The 16,356-nt window shown below is 72.5% G+C and carries 14 protein-coding genes; 8 read left to right on the top strand and 6 right to left on the bottom strand.

Annotation, left to right across the window (positions count from 1 at the left end; translation table 11 throughout):
• Positions 1–71: 71 nt before the first annotated feature.
• Positions 72–1,403, top strand: a complete 1,332-nt coding sequence (locus AOK23_RS30820; RefSeq protein ID WP_055715858.1) for an Nramp family divalent metal transporter — start codon at positions 72–74, stop codon at positions 1,401–1,403.
• Between the two features lie 206 nt (positions 1,404–1,609).
• Positions 1,610–3,052: an amidase gene (locus AOK23_RS30825; protein WP_055715869.1), complete on the top strand. Its 1,443-nt coding sequence runs from the start codon at positions 1,610–1,612 to the stop codon at positions 3,050–3,052.
• On the opposite strand, the gene AOK23_RS30830 is transcribed toward AOK23_RS30825, so the two are convergent.
• Together AOK23_RS30830 and AOK23_RS30835 are read right to left on the bottom strand one after the other, a co-directional pair.
• Positions 3,053–3,898 carry a class I SAM-dependent methyltransferase gene (locus AOK23_RS30830; protein WP_055715859.1) on the bottom strand — a complete coding sequence of 282 codons (846 nt, stop codon included), beginning with the start codon at positions 3,896–3,898 and terminating at the stop codon, positions 3,053–3,055.
• Between the two features lie 106 nt (positions 3,899–4,004).
• A complete protein-coding gene (locus tag AOK23_RS30835; RefSeq protein WP_055715860.1) occupies positions 4,005–4,988 on the bottom strand; it encodes a hypothetical protein in 984 nt (327 codons plus the stop codon).
• A 233-nt stretch (positions 4,989–5,221) separates the two neighbouring features.
• Here AOK23_RS30835 and AOK23_RS30840 point away from each other — a divergent pair, with 233 nt between their 5' ends.
• From AOK23_RS30840 to AOK23_RS30865, 6 genes are all read left to right on the top strand, one after another.
• Entirely contained in the window at positions 5,222–7,507 is a 2,286-nt protein-coding gene (locus tag AOK23_RS30840; RefSeq protein ID WP_055715861.1) for a heavy metal translocating P-type ATPase, read from the top strand.
• Between the two features lie 512 nt (positions 7,508–8,019).
• The gene (locus tag AOK23_RS30845; protein WP_055715862.1) at positions 8,020–8,616 is read left to right on the top strand and encodes a short chain dehydrogenase; all 597 of its coding nucleotides are present in this window, start codon (positions 8,020–8,022) and stop codon (positions 8,614–8,616) included.
• A 144-nt stretch (positions 8,617–8,760) separates the two neighbouring features.
• The gene (locus AOK23_RS30850) at positions 8,761–9,978 is read left to right on the top strand and encodes an MFS transporter (RefSeq protein ID WP_055715863.1); all 1,218 of its coding nucleotides are present in this window, start codon (positions 8,761–8,763) and stop codon (positions 9,976–9,978) included.
• A 178-nt stretch (positions 9,979–10,156) separates the two neighbouring features.
• On the top strand, positions 10,157–10,348 hold the full coding sequence (gene tgmA / locus AOK23_RS30855; RefSeq protein ID WP_055517641.1) for a putative ATP-grasp-modified RiPP: 192 nt from the start codon (positions 10,157–10,159) through the stop codon (positions 10,346–10,348).
• Between the two features lie 17 nt (positions 10,349–10,365).
• Positions 10,366–11,349 (top strand): ATP-grasp ribosomal peptide maturase, encoded by a 984-nt coding sequence (gene tgmB, locus AOK23_RS30860; RefSeq protein WP_055715864.1) that lies wholly within the window; start codon positions 10,366–10,368, stop codon positions 11,347–11,349.
• A 78-nt stretch (positions 11,350–11,427) separates the two neighbouring features.
• Positions 11,428–12,252, top strand: a complete 825-nt coding sequence (locus tag AOK23_RS30865; protein ID WP_055715865.1) for a maleylpyruvate isomerase family mycothiol-dependent enzyme — start codon at positions 11,428–11,430, stop codon at positions 12,250–12,252.
• A 35-nt stretch (positions 12,253–12,287) separates the two neighbouring features.
• Here the strand turns inward: AOK23_RS30865 and AOK23_RS30870 are convergent, their stop codons facing one another.
• The 4 genes from AOK23_RS30870 to AOK23_RS30885 form a co-directional block, all read right to left on the bottom strand.
• Positions 12,288–13,139, bottom strand: coding sequence for an ABC transporter permease (locus AOK23_RS30870; RefSeq protein ID WP_055715866.1), 852 nt, complete (start codon positions 13,137–13,139; stop codon positions 12,288–12,290).
• Positions 13,136–14,104, bottom strand: a complete 969-nt coding sequence (locus AOK23_RS30875) for an ABC transporter ATP-binding protein (protein ID WP_055715867.1) — start codon at positions 14,102–14,104, stop codon at positions 13,136–13,138. The genes AOK23_RS30870 and AOK23_RS30875 overlap by 4 nt, the downstream gene beginning before the upstream one ends.
• A gap of 112 nt (positions 14,105–14,216) precedes the next feature.
• Positions 14,217–14,882 carry a response regulator gene (locus AOK23_RS30880; RefSeq protein ID WP_055715868.1) on the bottom strand — a complete coding sequence of 222 codons (666 nt, stop codon included), beginning with the start codon at positions 14,880–14,882 and terminating at the stop codon, positions 14,217–14,219.
• Positions 14,883–14,956: 74 nt separating this feature from the next.
• Complete coding sequence (locus AOK23_RS30885; protein ID WP_055715870.1) at positions 14,957–16,219, bottom strand: sensor histidine kinase; 1,263 nt, start codon at positions 16,217–16,219, stop codon at positions 14,957–14,959.
• Between the last annotated feature and the right edge of the window lie 137 nt (positions 16,220–16,356).

The raw sequence follows: 16,356 nt of genomic DNA on the forward strand, positions 1-16,356 counted from the left end.
GTCCCCCTCCCCCCGTCGTCCGCACCGAGCCGCACGAACCCATGACTCCCGTGACTCCCCTACATACGGAGATGGTTGACGTGACCGCGACTCCAGGAAGTCCCCCTCGCTCCCCGGCCGCCGGGCCCGCCGGCTCCGCGCCCACCGGACGCGCGGCCGCTCCGCGGGGTCGGCAGGCCCTGCTCGGGCCGGGCCTGGTGCTGGCGGCGGCGAGTGTCGGCGCGGGGGACATGGTGACGTCGCTCGCGGGTGCCGCCGGGTACGGGATGGCCCTGATGTGGGCGATCGTCATCGGTGTCGTCCTGAAGTACGCGCTCACCGAGGCGGTGGGCCGGCTGTACATGGCGACCGGGCAGACCGTGATCAGGAGCATGCGGGAGGCCGCCCGCTGGCTGCCGTGGGCGTTCATCGCGTTCGTCCTGGTCATCGGGCTGCTGTACGGGGCGGCGCTCGGTTCGGTGGCGTCCCTTGCGCTGACCACGCTGTTCCCGGCGCTGCCGCTGCGGCCGGTGGCCGTGGTGATCGCGCTGGTGTCGGCGGCGATCGTGTACGTCGGGCGGTACACCCTGTTCGAGCGGGTGATGAGTTTCTTCATGCTCGCCAAGTTCCTCGGCATGGCCGTCCTGGCGGTGGCCACGCTCGCCCGTGCGGACGATCTGCCGGGGCTGCTCGGCACCCTGCGTCCCAGGCTGCCGGAGGGGGACGTACTGACGGTGCTCGCCCTGATCGGCGGGGTGGGCGGCACGGCGGGGATCGCGTCGTACAGCTACTGGGTGCGGGAGAAGGGCTGGGCGGACCGGAGCCGACTGCGTGTCATGCGGGCCGATTCGGCGCTGAGTTACACGGTCACGTTCCTGTTCGTGCTGTGCACGACGGTGGTGGGTACGGGCCTGCTGTACGGCACCGGTGGAAGCATCACCGGCGGGGAGGGCCTGGCGGCGCTCGCGGACCCGCTCGGCGCCGATCTGGGCTCGGTGGCGCGGGTGCTGTTCCTGGGGACGTTCTTCCTGGTGACCCTGAGCGCGCTCGTGGGCGGCTTCAACGGCCTGAGCCATCTGCTCGCCGACGCGCTGCGGACACTGCGGGGCGTCCCGGACGCCGAGGCGGAACGGCACATCGCGCAGCACAGCCGCCCCTTCCGCCTCTTCGTGCTGTATTGCGCCGTCACCGCGGTCGTCGTCACCTTCCTGGGGCGGCCGGTGCCGCTGGTGCTCACCTACGCCGCCGTCGGCTCGCTGATCCTTCCGCTGCTGTCCGGCGCGCTGCTGGTCCTGCTCAACCGCCGGGGTGTGGACCCGGCGTACCGCAACGGAATCACCTCGAACGTGCTGCTGGGCGGCTCCTTCGTCCTCTTCGGCCTGCTCGCCGTCGTCCAGCTCAAGGACTCCCTGGGAGGGGCGTGAACCACCTCGTGAACCACTCCGTCGACCACCCCGCGCAGCGCTCGGCGAGCCCGCCGGAGGACGTGGCGGCCGGCCCCGTCGCCCGGCCCGGCCCTGGTGCCGAACCCGGCTCTGGTGCCGAACCCGGACTCGGCGCGGATCGCGTACGGGGCGCGGATCGCGCGCTCGCGGCGGCGCCGGCGTACTCCGGCGGCCTGGCGGACGACGTGCCGCCCGCCGACGACCTGTGCTTCCGGACGGCCTACGAGCTGACGGTGGCGCTCGCGCGTCGCGAGGTGTCCGCGCGGGAGGTGATGACCGCCCATCTGCAGCGGATCGAGCGCGTCAACCCCACGGTGAACGCCATCGTCACCCTGGACGCCGACCGGGCGCTGGAGCGTGCCGCCGAGGCGGACGAGCGGCTCGCGACGGGGCAGCCGGTCGGGCCGCTGCACGGGCTGCCCGTGGCCCACAAGGACCTGCACGACACGGCGGGCCTGCGGACGACATACGGCTCGCCGATCTTCGCCGACCATGTGCCCGACCGGGACCACCTCGTCGTCCAGCGGCTGCGGCGGGCCGGCGCCCTCACCCTCGGCAAGACCAACGTCCCCGAGCTGGGCCTCGGTTCGCACACCGTGAACCCCGTCTTCGGCGCCACCCGCAACCCGTACGACCTGTCGCGCAGCGCGGGCGGCAGCAGCGGCGGCGCGGGGGCGGCGCTCGCCTGCGGGATGCAGCCCATCGCCGACGGCAGCGACACCGGGGGTTCGCTGCGCAACCCCGCCTCCTTCAACAACGTGGTCGGGCTCCGCCCGTCGCCGGGCCGGGTGCCGTCCTGGCCGGACCGGGCGCCGTGGGGTCAGCTGTCGGTGAAGGGGCCGATGGCCCGGACGGTGGCGGACGTCGCCCTGACCATGTCGGTGCTGGCCGGCCCCGATCCGCGCGACCCCCGTTCCCTGGACACGCCCGGCTCCACCTTCGCCTGGCAACTGGGCGGTGACATCGCGGGGTTGCGGGTGGCCTGGTCGCCCGACCTCGGTGGAGCGGTGCCCGTCGACCCGGAGGTACGGGACGCGCTGGCCCCGGCGGTCGAGGTGTTCACGGCGCTGGGCTGCGAGGTCGAGGAGGCCTGCCCGGATCTGTCCGGCGCGGACGAGGTGTTCCTGGCCCAGCGGGCCTGGCAGGTGGAGCTCGCCTACGGGGCGCTGCTCGACGGGCACCGGGACCGGCTGGCCCCGGACGTGGTGTGGAACATCGAGGAGGGCCGCGCGCTCTCCGGGCCGGACCTGGGGCGGGCGCAGGCACTGCACGGCGCGCTCTTCCACAGGGTCCGCGTGTTCTTCGAGACGTACGACCTGCTGGTGCTGCCGGTCAGCCAGGTCGCGCCGTTCGACATCAGCCTGGCGTATCCGACGGTCGTCGACGGCACCCCGATGGAGACCTATCTCGACTGGATGCGCTCGGCGTACCTGATCTCCGTGACGGGCTGCCCGGCGCTGTCCGTCCCCGCGGGTTTCACCCCGCGGGGGCTGCCGGTGGGGTTGCAGATGGTGGGCCCGCACCGGCAGGACTGGTCGGTCCTGAAGGCCGGGCACGCCTTCGAACGGGCGACGCGGGCCGGCGAGCGGCGACCTCCCGTACTGGCGGAACTCGGCGTCCAGGCGTGATCAGAACGACAGGTCCTGGCCGGGCCTGTTCGCGAGGAGGCCGTACAGGAGGGGGATGCGGGGTTCGGGCAGACGCCACCAGCCGGACGGGGTGCGGGTCATCCGGGGCCAGCGGGGCCAGGGCAGTTCGTCGCTCTCCCGCAGGCGCCGGATGACGAGGCCGGCGCCGATGAGGGCGTTGACCACCTCGTCCAGGCCGTGCGTCCACTCGTAGCTGTCGGTGGCGCCCTCCACGGCGGGGCCGTCGGTGTAGGTGTACGTCGCGTCGCGGTGCACGGCGCTCCCGCCGTTCAAGTAGTCGTGACGCAGCAGGAGTTCGGGGCCGGAGTCCGGGGCGGGTTTCGGGCCGAGGGAGTTGAGCAGGGGGTGGAACTCCGCGATGTACAGCCTCCCGCCGGGCCGCAGGAGCCGGGCCACGACGCCGGCCCAGCGGTCCAGGTCCGGCAGATAGCACAGGGCACCCTTGCCCGTGTACACCACGTCGAACTTCCGCTCCCCCAGGGCCTCGACGGCGTCGTAGACGTTCGCCCGGACGAAGGTGACGTCGAGGCCCGCCTTCCGTGCGATGCCGGTGGCGGCGGCCACCGACGCCTCGGAGAAGTCGAGGCCGGTGGCGTGCGCCCCGCGCTGCGCGAAGGCGAGGGTCTCGGTGCCGAGATGGCACTGGAGGTGCAGCACGTCCCGGCCGCGCAGCTCGCCGAGGTCCTCCCACTCCCAGGGGGCGAACCAGCGTGCGGGGTCGAGGTTCTCGTCGAGGGCGTAGAAGCGGCTGGCGAGATGGACGGGGGTCCGGGCGTCCCAGTTGGCCTCGTTGGCCCGCATCATGCGCTCATGGGCGTCGGTCATGACGCCATCCAAGCAAAGCCGGGGCGCCGCGACGGGGCTTCTCGGGGCGTATGTCCGGCCAAGCTCGCAGGCGGGACGGCCAGGTCGGCGCCCCGCCCCCGGCCGCTCAGTGCCCGTGCCCGGTGGACGTGTCGTGCGTTCCGTCCGCGTCGTTCGGCTCCTCCGGGGCAGCCGGTGCCGCCGGGCCTCCGGCGCGGACGGTGAACGCGGCGGTGCGGACCGTCCCCTCGTGCTTGAAGTCGAGGAAGAGGCGGTACGTGCCGGCGCTGGGCGCGGTGGCCGTGAAGGAGATGCCGGGGCCGGGCTCGGTCACGCCGTCGCCGGGCTCGCCGTTGGGGTGGACGTGCAGGTAGGCGAGATCACCGGAGCGCAGGGCGACCAGGTGGCCGTAGGCGCCGAGATAGGGCTGGAGGTCGGTGACGGGGCGGCCGTCCCGGGAGACGGTCAGCTTCAGCTCGCTCGCGGCGCCCGGACGGAGCCTGCCGTCCAGCTCGACCTCGTAGCCGTCGACTTCGGCGGTGGCGTCCGGCTTCGGGAGCCGCTGCGGTTCATAGGCGCCCGCGGCGGCGAGGTCGGCGCCGAGTGTGAGGTTCTGGGCGCCCTTCGCTGCGGGGGTGAAGTCGGCGAAGACGCGGTAGCCGCCCGCCCTGGGCAGGTCGACGGGGGTGCTCCAGGTGCCGTCGGCCGCGCGGGTGGGGTGGAGGTGGCGGTAGGTGACCAGGTCGCGTGAGGCGACGATGAGGTGCAGTTCCTTGTCGTGTTCGCGCTGGTACGCGGTGACGGCACGGCCGTCGTCGTCGCGGATGACGAAGCGCAGGTCGGCACGCTTCCCCGCGGTGACGGCCGTGGTGCGCAGGTCGAGGGTGTAGCCGCCCTCGGAGATCTGCAGGCCGCCGGCCGGCGGCGTCTCGTGCCTCCCGGTGTGGCCGCCGCCCTCGTCGGGCCCCGGTGAGGTCCGGCCGTGGCTGTCGTGGCGCGGAGGCGGGCTGTCCGCGACGACGGGCTCGACGCCCTTGCCCACCCCGTAGGCGGTGCCGAAGGTCGCGGCCAGCGCGGCGGCGAACGCGGTGATCCTCAGTCCGGTGTTCATGGCCGTCTCCTCGGAGGTCGGAGGGTCTCATCGAAGGTCCCGATGCAGCTCACCATACCCCCCAGGGGTACCTAGTCAAGCGCTCGGCGGAACTTGCGCCAAATACCCCTCGGGGGTATACAGACTGTAGCGCGAAGGTACCCCCGGCCCGTATCCGGGGTCGCCGTCCCCGGAACCCCGCCACCAAGGCCGCCCGAGCGACCGACTCCCACGACGTACGAGGAGCAGCAGCCATGACCACCACCGCGCCCGGCGCCACCACCGAGGTCGAACTCCTGATCGGCGGCATGACCTGTGCCTCCTGCGCGGCGCGCGTCGAGAAGAAGCTGAACCGCATGGACGGCGTCACCGCGACGGTCAACTACGCCACCGAGAAGGCGAAGGTCAGTCACTCCGGTGATGTCTCCGTGGGCGACCTGATCGCCACGGTCGAGGCGACGGGGTACACGGCGCGGGAGCCCGAGCCCCCACAGCCCGAGGGGGACGGTGAGCGGGAGCTGGTCGACGACGAACTGCGGCCGCTCAGGCAGCGGTTGGTCACCGCGGCGGCGCTGGCCGTCCCCGTGATCGCGATGGCCATGGTCCCCGCGCTGCAGTTCGAGTACTGGCAGTGGCTGTCGCTGACATTGGCGGCGCCCGTGGTGACCTACGCGGGGTGGCCCTTCCACCAGGCGGCCTGGACGAACGCCCGGCACGGCGCCGCCACCATGGACACCCTCATCTCGATCGGCACCCTGGCCGCCTTCGGCTGGTCGCTGTGGGCGCTGTTCCTCGGGACGGCGGGCACCCCGGGCATGACCCACCCCTTCGAGCTGACCATCGCCCGCGGCGACGGCTCCGGGAGCATCTATCTGGAGGCCGCGGCCGGCGTGACCGCGTTCATCCTGGCCGGGCGCTATTTCGAGGCCCGCTCCAAGCGGAAGGCGGGCGCGGCACTGCGGGCCCTGCTGGAACTGGGCGCGAAGAACGTCACCCTCCTGCGCCCCGACGGCAGCGAACTGACCGTGCCCACCGCCGATCTGCAGGTCGGCGACCGCTTCCTCGTGCGGCCCGGCGAGAAGATCGCCACGGACGGCACGGTGGTCGAGGGCTCCTCCGCGGTGGACGCGTCCATGCTCACCGGTGAGTCCCTGCCGGTGGAGGTCTCGCCCGGCGACCCGGTCACCGGGGCCACGGTGAACGCGGGCGGCCGTCTCGTCGTCGAGGCCAGCCGGATCGGCGCCGACACCCAGCTGTCCCGGATGGCCCGGCTGGTCGAGGACGCGCAGAACGGGAAGGCCGCCGCCCAGCGGCTCGCCGACCGGATCTCCGCCGTGTTCGTCCCCGTCGTGATCGCCCTCGCCCTCGGCACCCTCGGTTTCTGGCTCGGCAACGGCGCGTCGCTCACGGCCGCGTTCACCGCCGCCGTCGCCGTACTGATCATCGCCTGCCCCTGCGCGCTGGGGCTGGCCACACCGACCGCGCTGCTGGTCGGCACCGGGCGCGGCGCCCAGCTGGGCATCCTGATCAAGGGCCCCGAGGTGCTGGAGTCCACGCGCCGGGTCGACACGGTCGTCCTCGACAAGACGGGGACGGTCACCACGGGCCGGATGACGCTGCTGTCCGTGCGCACCGCCGACGGCACCGACGAGGCCGAGGTCCTGCGGCTGGCGGGCGCCCTGGAGCACGCCTCCGAGCACCCGATCGCCCGCGCGATCGCCGACGGCGCGCTGGAGAAGCTCGGTTCGCTGCCCACCCCGGAGGACTTCGCGAACGTACCCGGCCTCGGCGTCCAGGGAGTCGTCGACGGCCACGCCGTCCTCGTCGGCCGGGAGCGGCTGCTGACCGAGTGGGCGCTGGAGCTGCCGGAGGACCTCCGGCGGGCCGGGGCCGAGGCGGAGGCGGCGGGCCGTACGGCCGTCGCGGTCGCCTGGGACGGCGAGGTACGGGCGGTGCTGGCGGTAGCCGACGCGGTGAAGGAGACCAGCGCGGACGCGATCGCCGGGCTGCGCGCGCTCGGCCTCACCCCGATCCTGCTCACCGGCGACAACAGGGCGGTGGCCGAGTCGGTCGCCCGTCAGGTCGGTATCGGGCCCGAGGACGTGATCGCCGAGGTCCTGCCCGAGGACAAGGTCGACGTCGTCAAGCGGCTCCAGGCCGAGGGCCGTTCGGTCGCGATGGTCGGCGACGGCGTCAACGACGCGGCCGCGCTCGCCCGAGCCGACCTGGGGCTGGCCATGGGCACCGGCACGGACGCGGCGATCGAGGCCGGCGACCTCACCCTCGTCCGGGGCGATCTGCGCGCAGCGGTCGACGCCATTCGCATCGCCCGACGGACGCTCGGCACCATCCGGTCCAACTTGTTCTGGGCGTTCGCGTACAACGTGGCCGCGCTGCCGCTCGCCGCGGCCGGTCTGCTCAACCCGATGATCGCGGGAGCCGCCATGGCGTTCTCATCGGTGTTCGTCGTCGGCAATTCCCTGCGCCTGCGCACGTTTCACCCGACGTATTCCAGCCACGCGGACCGCCCCGCGGACTGAACCGGAAAGGGGCGGCCCGGGTCGCGACCGACTCGGCGAGGGGCGGCCGCCCCTCGCCGAAACTCGCGCCGATCGCCGCTCCTGATCCACCCCGCCCTGATATCTCGGCGAAATCGACGAGCACCTTCCGGACAACTCCCCAGGCATGGCGGGGAGGGCACGCGATCACGCCCCGGTGACCGGAACGACGAGCGCCATTGACGACGATGCAGCCTTTCACCAGCCCGGACCCCGATCCCTCCATTCCCGCGCGTTGTCGGCACGTTGTCGACTCACACTCGTCGCTCGCGCCACGGGATATCCCTCAAGAAAGCGAAAAGCAATTCACCGCTGAAAGGGGCACTCCCGAAACACGTGGCGCTGGGCTCGTCGGCCCAAGGCACGGCAGACGATCCGGTGACACACAGCGACCAAGACCGCCGGCTCGAACTCCCGTACCGAACACGCCACATCCCCCGGCGGCCCCAGGACGGCGCTTCTCTTCCCGCACCGACGGGGCTTAGCGTCACGGCATGAAGATTCTCCTCATCGGCGCCACCGGAACGCTCGGCACGGCCGTGCACAAGACGCTGACCAGCCGCGGCCACGACGTCCTCACCGTGGGACGCGGCGGCGGTGATCTGCGCTGCGACCTCACCGACCCCACGCAGATCACCGACCTGTACGAGCGGGCCGGCCGACTGGACGCGGTGGTCAGCGCCGCCGGTGACGTGCCGTTCAAGCCGGTCACCGAACTGACGCCCGACGATCACCTCGCCGCCTTCCGGGGCAAGGTGCTCAGCCAGATCGAGTTGGTCCGGCAGGGCATACCGCGCGTCGCCGAGCGCGGCTCCTTCACCCTCATCACCGGCGTACTGGCCCGCGAACCCATCCCCACCGGCGCCGCGGCCTCCATGGCGAACGGCGCGGTGGAGGCGTTCGTCCGCGCCGCCGCCATCGAGATCGCCCCGCAGCGCATCAACGCCATCAGCCCCACGGTGTTCACCGAGTCCCTCGCCGACTACGGCGACTACTTCCCCGGCATGCCCCCGGTCGACCTCGCCGACGTCGCACAGGCGTACGTCCGCTCCGTGGAGGGTGCGCAGACGGGGCAGGTCTACGCCCTGTAGCCCTGGCCGGAGGCACACCCCCGGAAGTCGACGGTGCGCCGCGCCCGGCGTCGCGGACCGGGAGGAAACAGGCTTGCCCAGTCACCCGGTCCGACCTAGCCTGACTTTGTGCCGCAAATAAACAAAACCCGTTCGCACAGCGTCGTGCCGGGTGACGACCTCATCCGGCTCCGCGTCGCCATCACCGCTTTCTTCGCCCTGGACGGATTCGTCTTCGCCGGATGGGTCGTGCGGATCCCCGCGGTGAAGGAGCAGACAGGCGCGTCACCCGGAGCACTGGGCCTGGCCCTGCTGGGTGTGTCCGCCGGCGCGGTGGTCACGATGATGCTGACGGGGCGGCTGTGCCGCCGCTTCGGCAGCCACCCCGTGACGGTCGTCTGCGCGGTCCTGTTGTCGCTCAGCGTGGCGCTGCCACCACTGACCCACTCGGCACTCGCGCTGGGCGCCGTCCTGTTGATCTTCGGCGCGGCCTTCGGCGGCATCAACGTCGCCTTCAACAGCGCGGCCGTCGACCTGGTGGCCGCGCTGCGGCGCCCCGTCATGTCGAGCTTCCACGCCGCGTTCAGTCTCGGCGGGATGATCGGGGCGGGCCTCGGCAGCCTGGTCGCGGGGTCGCTGTCCGCCACCCGCCATCTGCTCGGCATCACCGTGATCGGTCTGCTGGTCACCGCCCTCGCGGGACGCACCCTGCTGCGCCACGCGCCCCCGGCGCCTCCGGAAGGCCTGCCCGCCGCCGCGGACGGTGCACCGGCCGGGCTGAACGGCCCTCGTGACCGCGCGGGCGGCGACGGCCGTTCGGACGGCGACGGCCGCTCGGGCACCCGCGGCCTGGTGGTCACCTTCGGCCTGATCGCCCTGTGCACGGCTTACGGAGAGGGAGCACTGGCCGACTGGGGCGCCCTGCACCTGGAGGAGGACCTGAACGCCTCCCCCGGCGTCGCGGCCATCGGCTACTCCTGCTTCGCGCTCGCCATGACCGTCGGTCGGCTGACCGGGACGACCCTGCTGGAACGCCTGGGCAGGACCCGGGTGCTCGTGGCCGGCGGCGCCACCGCCACGGCCGGCATGCTGCTCGGCTCGCTCGCCCCGTCGGTGTGGGCGACGCTGCTCGGCTTCGCGATCACCGGCCTCGGGCTCGCCAACATCTTCCCCGTCGCCATCGAGCGCGCCGGCGCTCTCGCCGGCCCCGACGGGGTGGCCACCGCCTCCACGCTCGGTTACCTCGGCATGCTGCTCGGCCCGCCCACGATCGGCTTCCTGGCCGAATGGCACTCCCTTCCCGCCGCGCTCACCAGTGTCGCCGCACTCGCCGCGTTCGCCTCCGCCATCGCGTTCGCCACACGGCACACAGCCTCGAAATGACCACGCACCGTTGCCATTTGACGCCTGGCGGTGCAAGTCGAAACTGCCGACAAGATGAGGCAACCATTCAGTCGTTCGATTCGTATAACTCCCTGGAGACACAGCGACCCGGCCCAACAGAGTGCGGCCGGAGCGTCACCATCCGTTTTTCCGGATGGTCCCGAACCAAGGAGAAACGATGCGACTGTTCGTACTCAACTACGCTCGCACCACTGAGCAGTTGGAGTTCAGCGCTCCGTACACCTACGACTCCGGGCTGCAGTTGAACGTGCTCCCCGACGGGCGGATCGCCGCCCACGACCTGGCTCTGATGCGGGAATTGGGGGCCACCACGTCCACGGCGGGCTCGAAGACCCACTTCGACGACTGAACGCGGATATACGACAGATGACGGTGCTGATCCTGACGTGCGAACAGGATGTGACGGCAGACCTGGTCGTGGCCCGACTGAACCGGACCGGCGTACCGGTGGTCCGCCTCGACCCCGCCGACCTGCCCGGCGGGGTCGCGCTCTCCGGTGAGTACGTCCACGGCGCCTTCCGCGGGCATCTGTCCGCCGGGGGGCGCCTGGTCGGCATGAACGGGCTGCGGTCCATCTGGCTGCGCAGGCCGGGGATTCCCGCCAGCCGGGTGGCCGAGCCGTCCGGCTGGCTCACCGAGGAGTCCTCACAGGCCCTGTACGGCATGTTGCGCGCCACGGGCGCCCGTTGGATGAACGACCCGGACGCGGCCCGGCGCGCCCGGCACAAGCCGTGGCAGCTGCGCCACGCCCAGCAGGTCGGGCTGCCCGTGCCGGCCACGCTCATCACCACCTTCCCGCAGGCCGCCCGGGACTTCGCCGAGCGCTTCCCGGACCTGGTGGTGAAGCCGGTCTCCGGCACCCACCCGCAGGAACCGCCCAGGACGGTCCCCACCAGCCGTGTCGCGCCCGGCACGGACTTCGCCGCGGTCGCGTTCGGTCCCACGCTGCTGCAACGCCGGATCGCCAAGACCGCCGACATCCGCCTCACCGCCGTCGGCGACCGCATGCTGGCCGCCCGCAAGCCGGTCCACCCGGACGCCCACCCCGACGAGGTCGACGTCCGCTACGCCGTCTCCGACGCGCCCTGGCAGCCGGTCGACGTCCCGGCGCGCACGGCCACCGCCGTCCGCGCCTACCTCCGTGACGCGGGACTCGCCTACGGGGCCTTCGACTTCGCGGAGGACGCCGACGGGATCTGGTGGTTCCTGGAGTGCAACCAGTCGGGCCAGTTCGGCTTCGTGGAGATGGACACGGACCAGCCGATCGCCCAGACCGTCGCCGACTGGCTGACCCACCGGGAACCGGAACGGCAGACCCGGCGGGACGACCGGCTCCGGGCAACACCCTGACGGCACTGGGACGGAGGGCGGCTGCAGGCCGCTGTCGGTCGGCCGCCTGGACCGCACTCCATCCGGCAGACTCTCGCCATGGACACTGCCGAGCACATGAGAACCCTGGACGAGGAGGGCCGTCTGCTGGCGGCGGCCGCGCGTGAGGCCGGCACCGACGCCGAGGTCCCGACCTGCCCGGGCTGGCGGGTGCGGGACCTGCTGCGGCACACCGGAACCGTGCACCGCTGGGCGACGGCCTTCGTCGCCGACGGGCACCCCGTGCCGCGCGCACCGGGGGCGGAGCCCGAACTGGACGGTGAGCCGCTGGTGGCCTGGTACGAGGAGGGGCACCGCCGGCTGGTCGACACCCTGCGCACCGCACCGGCCGACGTCGCGTGCTGGAGCTTCCTGCCCGCGCCGTCCCCTCTGGCCTTCTGGGCCCGCCGTCAGGCGCACGAGACGACCGTGCACCGCGCCGACGCGCAGTCCGCGCTCGGCGGCACACCCTCCGGGCCCTCGGCGGCCCTCGCCGTCGACGGCATCGACGAACTGCTGCTCGCCTTCCACGCCCGCCCGAGGAGCCGGGTACGCACCGACAAGCCCCGCGTCCTGCGGGTGCGGGCGACGGACACGGACGTCGTCTGGACCATGCGCCTGAGCCCGGAGCCGCCGGTCACCACCCGCACAGCCACCCTCGCCGGCCCGCACGGGGGCGCGGAGCGGGGGTTGGACGCAGACGTGCACATGAACGCGGACGCGAACGCGGACCTGGATGTAGACGTGGACGTGGACTGCGAGATCGCCGGCCCCGCGTCACAGCTCTACCTCTCCCTCTGGAACCGCGTGCCGTTCCCGTCCGTCACTGGCGACCCGTCGCTCGCCGAACTGTGGCGTGACAACTCCGGCATTGTCATGGGCTGATCGTGGCCACGGCGCTGCCGGTCGGGGGAGGTCCGCTAACCGACCCGCTGCATCGCCTTCCGCTGCCGTTCCGCCATGGCGGCCCCGGACTCGCGGCGGGCCATCCGGCGCAGGACGGACGGTGCGAGGAGAAGCCCCGCTACCGTCCACGCGCCCAGGACGGCCGCCGTCTCCCAGTGCCGCCAGGACGCGCCGATCTCTGCGGCAACGGCCTCGCCGGGCAGCAACGCGGACCGGAGTCCGAGGCCGAGCCAGTACACGGGGAAGATCTGCCCGACGGTTTGCAGCCACTCGGGCAGCCTCGACAGGGGGAAGTAGATCCCCGAGATCACGACGAGGCCGAGCACGGGAAGCATCAGCAGCCCGACGGCGCGCGGGCTGTCGACCAGCGAGCCGATGACGGCGCCCATCGGCAGGGTCGCCAGGAGACCCAGCGGCAGCACCCACACCAGAGTCAGCAAGGCCCCGCCGCCCTGCCGGGCGACGCCGTCCACCAGGAACACGCCCGTGGCGAAGGGCAATGCCATGGAGACGAGAGCCGTCCCGGACACCATGACGATCTTGCCGACCAGGTGGCCGACCATGCCGTGGGGCACGGCCTTGGCGCGCAGCAGCGTGCCGTCCTCGCGCTCGGTCGCGAGCAACTGCGCGGTGGTCATGATCCCCGTGAACGCGAGCGTCATCCCCAGCATGCTCGGCAGCATGAACGCACCGATCGAGATGTCGGCGCCCTTCAGCGGATCGTCCCGCACCAGGACCAGCGGAACGACGAGGAGTACGGTCCAGAGCACATACCCGAACACGTCCTGGCCGGTGGTGAAGGTCTGCCGGAGTTCCGTCCAGCCGCGCCGCACCCCTATACCCGCCGCGTACCACACCGGACTCATGACGCCCCCTTCTCGAACGCGTGGGCCACCCGCTCGTCGGCCCCGCGTCCCGCCTCCGACTCCCGCACCATCGACAGATAGGTGTCCTCCAGGCTGGCCCGGCGCACCTCCAGCCCACCGATCGCGTCGCCGTGCTCCTCGAACAGCCGGCGGACGAACCGGGTCGGCTCCGTCGTCGCCTCCTCGAAGGGCAGTCCGTCCCGCGTCCACCGCACGGTGGCCTCGGCCGATGCCCTCCGGGAGAGTTCCGCCGCCGCGCCGTCGGCCACGATCCGGCCACCGGCCAGGATGAGGATCCGGTCGGCGAGCTTCTCCGCCTCGGCGAGGTCGTGCGTGGTCATCAGGACCGTGGTGTGCTCGTCCGCGAGCCCGCGCACCAGACCGTGGAACTCGTTCCTGGCCTCCGGGTCGAGACCTGCCGTCGGCTCGTCCAGGAACAGCAGTTCGGGCCTGCCGACGATACCGACGGCCACGTCGAGACGTCTGCGCTGTCCGCCCGACAGCGTTGCCACGCGCTTTCCCGCGTGCTCCGTCAGCCCCACGGCGGCGATGAGTTCGTCCACGTCCCACGGCCGTAGAACGAGGTCGGTGGAGTACGGCGCGTAGTACGAGCCGAGATGGGACAGCAGTTCCCGCACCCGCCACTTGCCGTGGTCGCGCCAGGACTGCAGCACGATGCCCAGGCGCGCGCGCCACCGCTCGTCCCCGCGGGCCGGATCGGCGCCGAGGACGGTCACCTCACCCGCCGAGCGCATCCGGAAGCCTTCGAGGACCTCGATCGTCGTCGTCTTGCCCGCGCCGTTGGGCCCCAGCAGCACGACGACTTCCCCTCGCCGGCACGAGAAGGAGACCCCCTTCAGCACGTCCTGGCCGCGGTAGCGCATCCGCAGATCCCGCACGTCGATGACCGTGTCGCCCTGCCCGGGTGGGCCGCTCCCCGCCGATAAGGCGTGCGCAGTCGTCATCGGTGTCCCCCGTCCGTCGCGTGGTCTGACTCCCCAGCACATTACCGAACGGTACGGGCGGGTCATGTCGCTCCACCGGTCCGGCGAACGCCCCTGGTCGAAGCCGGCCGCGTCAGCCCAGCCAGCCCGGCCGCACCAGCCCGGACTCGTAGGCCAGCACCACGAGTTGGGCCCGGTCGCGGGCGCCCAGCTTGACCATGGTGCGGCTCACATGGGTCTTGGCGGTCAACGGGCTGACGACGAGCCGCCGGGCGATCTCGTCGTTCGTCAGGCCGATACCGACGAGGGCCATCACCTCCCGCTCCCGCTCGGTGAGCCGGGCGAGGGAGGCCGCGGCCGAGGGCTCCTTGGAGCGGGCCGCGAACTCCGCGATCAGCCTGCGCGTGACACCGGGCGACAGCAGCGCGTCGCCTTCGACCACCGCCCGTACCGCGCGCACCAGTTCCTCCGGCTCGGTGTCCTTCACCAGGAAGCCCGACGCTCCGGAACGGATCGCCTCGAAGACGTACTCGTCCAGCTCGAAGGTGGTCAGCATGACGACCCTGACCCCTTCGAGCCCCTGGTCGTCGGTGATGCGCCGGGTCGCGGCCAGCCCGTCCAGCACCGGCATGCGGATGTCCATCAGCACCACGTCGGGGCGCAGTTCGCGCGCCTTCCGCAGCGCCTCCTCGCCGTCGGCGGCCTCCCCGGCCACCTCGATGTCGGGCTGCGCGTCGAGCAGCGCCTTGAACCCGGCCCGCACCAACGACTGGTCGTCGGCAAGCAGTACACGGATCACCGCTCCTCCTCTGTCTCGCCGATCACCGGTCCGCCTCGCTCTCACGGATCACCGGTCCGCCTCGGTCTCGCGGGTCACCGGTCCTCCTCGGTCTCGCGGGGCGCCCGCACGGGCAGTACGGCGAGCACCCGGAATCCCCTGTCGGCGCGCGGTCCCGCCTCGATGGTCCCACCGAGCGCGGCGGCCCGTTCCCGCATTCCGACGAGCCCGTTGCCGCCGCCCCCGGCGTCGGCTCCGGTGGCGGGCCCGTCGTCGTCGATCCGCAACCGCAGCTCACCGCCCCCGTGGTCGAGGCGCACGCGCGCGTGCCGCGCACCGGAGTGCCGTACGACGTTGGTGAGGGCCTCCTGGACGATCCGGAAGGCGGCGAGGTCGCTGCCCGGCGGCAGTGGGGGCGGCTCGCCCTCGATGTCGACGGTCAGGCCCGCGTCGGCCGCCTGCGCGACGAGTTCGGGCAGCCGGTCGAGCCCCGGCGCGGGGTCGCGCGGCGCCTCACCGGGCGACCGGAGGGTGCCGAGGACCTGGCGGACCTCGCCGAGGGCCTCCTTGCTGGCCGCCTTGATGGTGGTGAGGGCCGTGCGCGCCTGTTCGGGGTCGGAGTCGAGGAGGGCGAGGCCCACGCCCGCCTGGACGTTGATCACGGAGATGCTGTGGGCGAGGACATCGTGCAGTTCGCGGGCGATCCGCAGCCGTTCCTCGTCCGCGCGCCGCCGGGCGGCCTGAGCCCGCTCGGCCCGTTCGCGGGCCCACTGCTCACGCCGCACCCGGGCCAGCTCCGAGAGCGCGAGGATCGCCACGCCCCAGGCCACGACGACACCCTCCTGCCCCCAGCTCGCCGCGTCGTCCCGGCCGGGCGGCAGCCACGCGTACAGCCAGTGCGCCACCAGGACGTGCCCCGCCCACAGCGCGCCCATCGCCGTCCAGGCGGCCTTGCGGTGCCCGGTGACGACCGCGCTGAAGCAGCCCACGGCGACGGTGAGGAACACCGGGCCGTACGGGTAGCCGGCGCCCAGATAGACCATGGCGGTCGCGGCCGTGCCGAAGACGACGACCACCGGCCGCCGCCAACGCCACAGCAGCATGAGGGTGCCCAGGAGCAACAGGACGCGGGCGAAGGGGTCCAGGAGGGCCCGCTCGCCCTCCTGCACATCGGCGGCCGCGTTCGAGCCGACCAGCACGAAGACGGTGAACGCCAGGGTCGAGCGCCAGGGCCAGCGGGGTCGCGACGCGTCACCGTCCGGGCGGTTCCACCACGGCGGCGCCCCGTGCCAACGGTGCCGATGCCCACCACCGCCCCATCCCGGAGAACTGCCCTCTCCCGCACCCTGCTCTGCCATGACGGCCACGCTAGTGCTGTGACCGGAAAGGTTCACCGGCTCGCGACGCCCGGCACGGCACCTCGCGGCGTTGTCGCACGACCCGAGTACATCCAGTACGCGGGTCATGCTCCGCCTTGCGAGGCACCGCACCGGAC

Source organism: Streptomyces torulosus (genome assembly GCF_001419765.1).
Taxonomy (GTDB): domain Bacteria; phylum Actinomycetota; class Actinomycetes; order Streptomycetales; family Streptomycetaceae; genus Streptomyces; species Streptomyces torulosus.

What these genes read in the sequence shown, in the direction of transcription:
- AOK23_RS30820 (WP_055715858.1), top strand. Translation starts at nt 72, where the DNA reads ATGGTTGACGTGACCGCGACTCCAGGAAGTCCCCCTCGCTCCCCGGCC.
- AOK23_RS30830 (WP_055715859.1), bottom strand. Translation starts at nt 3,898, where the DNA reads ATGACCGACGCCCATGAGCGCATGATGCGGGCCAACGAGGCCAACTGG.
- AOK23_RS30835 (WP_055715860.1), bottom strand. Translation starts at nt 4,988, where the DNA reads ATGAACACCGGACTGAGGATCACCGCGTTCGCCGCCGCGCTGGCCGCG.
- AOK23_RS30840 (WP_055715861.1), top strand. Translation starts at nt 5,222, where the DNA reads ATGACCACCACCGCGCCCGGCGCCACCACCGAGGTCGAACTCCTGATC.
- AOK23_RS30845 (WP_055715862.1), top strand. Translation starts at nt 8,020, where the DNA reads ATGAAGATTCTCCTCATCGGCGCCACCGGAACGCTCGGCACGGCCGTG.
- tgmA (WP_055517641.1), top strand. Translation starts at nt 10,157, where the DNA reads ATGCGACTGTTCGTACTCAACTACGCTCGCACCACTGAGCAGTTGGAG.
- tgmB (WP_055715864.1), top strand. Translation starts at nt 10,366, where the DNA reads ATGACGGTGCTGATCCTGACGTGCGAACAGGATGTGACGGCAGACCTG.
- AOK23_RS30865 (WP_055715865.1), top strand. Translation starts at nt 11,428, where the DNA reads ATGGACACTGCCGAGCACATGAGAACCCTGGACGAGGAGGGCCGTCTG.
- AOK23_RS30870 (WP_055715866.1), bottom strand. Translation starts at nt 13,139, where the DNA reads ATGAGTCCGGTGTGGTACGCGGCGGGTATAGGGGTGCGGCGCGGCTGG.
- AOK23_RS30875 (WP_055715867.1), bottom strand. Translation starts at nt 14,104, where the DNA reads ATGACGACTGCGCACGCCTTATCGGCGGGGAGCGGCCCACCCGGGCAG.
- AOK23_RS30885 (WP_055715870.1), bottom strand. Translation starts at nt 16,219, where the DNA reads ATGGCAGAGCAGGGTGCGGGAGAGGGCAGTTCTCCGGGATGGGGCGGT.